Origin of the sequence: Brevibacterium sp. FME37, assembly GCF_014897485.1 — a bacterium.
Lineage (GTDB): Bacteria > Actinomycetota > Actinomycetes > Actinomycetales > Brevibacteriaceae > Brevibacterium.
Genome location: NZ_JABUYE010000055.1, coordinates 1 through 955, shown reverse-complemented (window position 1 = coordinate 955; position 955 = coordinate 1). Strand labels below are relative to the sequence as shown.

The following is a 955-nucleotide window of genomic DNA, read 5'->3' as shown; positions in this document are numbered from 1 at the left end:
CCTTCGTTGAAGGCATCGGCGACGATAGGACAGACCGGTGCCTGTGGCTGACCGGTCAGGGTGACCCGACCACCGAGGTTCTTCGCCATATCGGTACGCCGGCTGGCTTCGCGGCTGGTGATGTTCAACCGGTCTTGGATGAGGGCCTTCGTGGTTTTGGCACCATAGTCGGTGGGTGTCCCGACTCGTTCACATACCGCCAACGCCAGGGTCGATAGGGCTTCGTTGACGCGGCCCAGGGCTTCGAGCCCATCAATGAGTTTGATCGCATCATCGGGACCCATACGCCGGTCGAAGGTCCGCAGCCCGTCCTTGAGTCCGCTCAGCGCGGTGAGACTGGTCGTGACTTCGGGTGCGAATCGTGCAAGATCCGTCCACTCTTCACTCGACAGCAAAGGGTGAGGACTCGAACTGCTGGCATCAGAGACTGGGTTGTCAGCTGAAGCACCGAGAGTCGGAGCCGGACTGGCCGCAGCGAAGCCATCGCCAGTCAACGGCTCGGTAACGTCGCTGACTCCCTCGGTCTCGTTGTCATCAGCGGCTACCGAAACATCGGTGCCCACCTCACCCTGATCATCGGCAGCACCCTGACCACTCGACTCACCCTCCTGACCCTGATCAATCGGGTCTTCATGGTCACCTGTGGGTACGGCTGGCAGGGATTCGAACTTCTTCGCCAGGGGGTGGCCGGTGAGGTCGAAGTCGGAGTCTTTGAGCTGGTCGAACAATGACGGCGGCCCGTCTGCTGAAGACGAAGCCTCAGCCTCCTCAGAAGCCGCATCGTCCCCCGCTATGGCATCACCGGTACCGGGGCGTGGGTCACGCTCTTCCGAGTGTCCTGGTGTGCGGTCGGGGGTGAGAGTCATGGTACTGAAGTCCATTCGCCAACATCGTCGTTGCTCTTCCTCTAACTATACACCCAGTTCGCCCGTTTTGACCCTTGAGTTTCGATTTT

At 60.4% G+C, this 955-nt stretch carries 1 protein-coding gene; it reads right to left on the bottom strand.

The window, feature by feature from the left end; all coding sequences use genetic code 11:
- Positions 1-866: DUF222 domain-containing protein (locus INT29_RS19905; protein WP_226842293.1), on the bottom strand; the 866-nt coding region annotated here is incomplete at its 3' end.
- Between the last annotated feature and the right edge of the window lie 89 nt (positions 867-955).